The sequence below is a fragment of the Marinobacter sp. genome (assembly GCF_041595835.1).
GTDB lineage: Bacteria > Pseudomonadota > Gammaproteobacteria > Pseudomonadales > Oleiphilaceae > Marinobacter.
Window position 1 is genome coordinate 1 of sequence record NZ_JBFHJO010000090.1, and the last position, 2,724, is coordinate 2,724.

A 2,724-nucleotide genomic window follows, 5' to 3' on the forward strand; every position below is an offset into this window, starting at 1 on the left:
TCAGCCCTTCGTCGTCCAGGTTGTGGGAAAGGTTCGTCGCTCCGTGTGGGTCGATCGGGCACTCTACCGCCGGCGTTTCGAGGTTGGCCTCCTTCGCTGATTCCAGGATTTCCCGGTAATCAATCTCGCTTCCGTCAGTGGCGTCCAGGTGGCCGGACTCTACCCAGCCCTGGAACCGCTCACTCATGCGGCGATCCTCGCCATCGAAGACCGTATCCTCTGGCACCCAGAACTTGGGAGAAACGCTGTAGTAGTGCGTCTTCCCGTCTATTACCCGGGTGAACACGCGGGCCATGCTGTTCATATCAAGCTTGCGCGCCAGGTCGAATGCCAGGATGCATTCCTCACCACGGAACTGCTCGATGGTCAGAGACCGGTCCTCGCACTTGGCCCAATCCTCCATATTGAAGAATCCCTCCTTCGAGGAAACCCACACATTGAGGTGCTTGGTTTTGTAACCGTTGGCCATGCGGGCCCGAGCTACAGCTTTGTCGCGCCGGCTGCGCAGATACTCCATGCTGACTGAGACGCCAGCATTAGGGTTGGCCTTCAGGATGGCCTCATCGCTGGTCCAGTCGTCACCTTTGTCGATGGTGTATATGATCGCGAAAAGGTCGTCGTCCTGGCTGGTTCCTTCCAGCATTTCGATTGCCCTGTCGCGCATTTCATAACACGGCCCAGCGATGTCGAATCCGGCTGTAGTGATGACCAGGACCATAGGCTGAGAGCGGGCCCCCATGCCGGTCACCATGGTGTCGTACAGCCTTGAATCCCTGTGTTCGTGGTACTCGTCCACGATAGCCATGGATGGACTGGACCCGTCTCCGGGGTCACCGATTACAGGCTCAAACTTTCCGCCATCAGGCAGGGCCAGCTTCTTTGCCCATGGAATGATCCCGAACCGCTTCCTGAGATTCGGCAGTTTGCTGACCATTGCCTTAGCAGGCTCGAATACCTCCTTGGCCTGCTTCTCGCTGGTCGCTCCACAGTAGACCTCGGCGCCGTATTCGTTATCAGCACATAGGGCGTACAGCCCGGTGGCGGCGGCAATGATCGATTTCCCGTTTTTGCGGGGAACCTCTATGTACGCCTCCCGGTAACGCCGGGTCCGGTCCTTTTTCTTCACCCATCCGTACAGGGTGGAGAACATGAACAGCTGCCACGGTTCAAGCTTAATCAGCTGCTTCCCACGCGCCCATTTGTCCTTGGTGTGTGGTAGCAGTTGAACGAATTTGCAGATCCGCTCTCCGGCGTCCCTGTCGAACTTGTACGGGTAGCTCTTGGCCTTCGCCGCTTTCAGGTCATCCAGGTGGCGCTTGCAGGCAGCCTTCACGTAACTGCAAGCCAGTATCCGGCCGGCGACTACATCACGGGCGTACTTCTGGGCCGCGTTTACGTTCGGATATGCGGCCATGGTCAGAACTCGTCGAATTCGTTGCCCTCGTCGTTCCCGCCACTATCGGATCCTCCGCCGAGCATTCGGATACGGGTTAGCGGGTCGAGCCCCAGCAATGATCCGGTCCGGGTCAACTGGGCTATGCAATCGTTTCGCACGTTGACGTATGGGGACTTTTTGACGCTACCGTCAGCAGTAGGCTCGACCATCCCGCGGGCCGCAATCTTAGCCTCGGCCTGCAGCATGTACGCGAATGAATTGCAGTAGGCAATCAGGAGCGGCGCGTCCTCAAGCTCGAACGTTCCACGCTGAATCAAAATTTTTGATTGCGTCTTCCATAGCCGAACGGCCACCTCGTCGATCAGCTCGGACGGCGGATTGATTCTCGTCAGCGAGCTTTTATGGTCGGCCTGGGTCTTCCGTTTCCGCCCGCCCCCGGAGGCGCGGACCGGTGCTGCATTGGTCATTGGGCCCCCAGAAAAAAGTTCGTTATTTCTCACGCATAAAAAAACGACTGAGGGCGCGGTGTCCGTAGGCGAAACCTACAGAGATTTACCCACCCCCCCTATCTGAATCACGCTTTCTGCCTCGCTCTCGCAGACTCTCTCTGAGTCTTCTCTTTGTGGCAGGAGCCGCATATAGCCTCGAGGTTGCTGGCCTCTGTAGGGCCTCCCTCGGCCTCTGGGATGATGTGGTCTACTTCACTTGCTGGAACGGATAGTCCATTCCGCTTGCACGTCTGGCACAGATACTTGTCACGCTTCAGGACAGCATCACGGAGCCGGCGCCATGGTCTGCCACCTCTGCCGCGTCCTGCCCGGCCTCTGGTCCAGCTATTAGCAAGGTCGGCATGCTCTTCGCAGTAGCCGTGCTTCTCCCGTGTCGTACGCTTGCACAGCTTTGCCCGGCAGGGCTTTGCAGTCCTCAGAGGCATGGCGGAGTATCAAGATACTGTTCAGGCTTAGTCTCTTCACTGTCCAGGCCTTCGGCATCAGCCATGGCCATGATCAGTGCTGCATTGCTGTCTGCCAGGCGATTGATTGCGTCTGTCTGTTGCTGAAGCGCTGCAATGAGCTGATTGAATTGTTCGGTATCCATGCCTACTCCATGATCCGTTCCACTGCGTCAACCAGTCCGTTATGGCGTGTTGCGCAGTCGTGGTAGACCGATGCGGTCTCTTTGATAACGATGGCCACGTCTGCGCCGGTACCGTCAGTCAGCTGCGCCGGAACCTTCGGGCACTTCGTAAGGAGCGTTTGCTGGTCCGGGGACAGGCTCACCCCGTAGCGCAGCATTGAGCACCCCGACAAGGTCAGGCTCAATACACA

5 protein-coding genes are annotated in these 2,724 nt (G+C 57.8%); all 5 read right to left on the reverse strand.

The window, feature by feature from the left end; translation table 11 throughout:
• The coding region (locus tag ABYA77_RS14740; RefSeq protein ID WP_372966717.1) for a terminase large subunit at positions 1-1,414 on the reverse strand (1,414 nt) is incomplete at its 3' end.
• Between the two features lie 2 nt (positions 1,415-1,416).
• Positions 1,417-1,863: a phage terminase small subunit P27 family gene (locus ABYA77_RS14745; RefSeq protein ID WP_372966718.1), complete on the reverse strand. Its 447-nt coding sequence runs from the start codon at positions 1,861-1,863 to the stop codon at positions 1,417-1,419.
• A 107-nt stretch (positions 1,864-1,970) separates the two neighbouring features.
• Positions 1,971-2,330, reverse strand: coding sequence for an HNH endonuclease (locus ABYA77_RS14750; protein ID WP_372966719.1), 360 nt, complete (start codon positions 2,328-2,330; stop codon positions 1,971-1,973).
• Entirely contained in the window at positions 2,321-2,494 is a 174-nt protein-coding gene (locus ABYA77_RS14755) for a hypothetical protein (RefSeq protein ID WP_372966720.1), read from the reverse strand. Before ABYA77_RS14755 ends, ABYA77_RS14750 begins: the two co-directional genes overlap by 10 nt.
• A 2-nt stretch (positions 2,495-2,496) precedes the next feature.
• Positions 2,497-2,724: hypothetical protein (locus ABYA77_RS14760; protein ID WP_372966721.1), on the reverse strand; the 228-nt coding region annotated here is incomplete at its 5' end.

Coding starts and splice junctions, on each gene's coding strand:
- ABYA77_RS14750 (WP_372966719.1), bottom strand. CDS start 2,330: ATGCCTCTGAGGACTGCAAAGCCCTGCCGGGCAAAGCTGTGCAAGCGT.
- ABYA77_RS14755 (WP_372966720.1), bottom strand. CDS start 2,494: ATGGATACCGAACAATTCAATCAGCTCATTGCAGCGCTTCAGCAACAG.
- ABYA77_RS14745 (WP_372966718.1), bottom strand. CDS start 1,863: ATGACCAATGCAGCACCGGTCCGCGCCTCCGGGGGCGGGCGGAAACGG.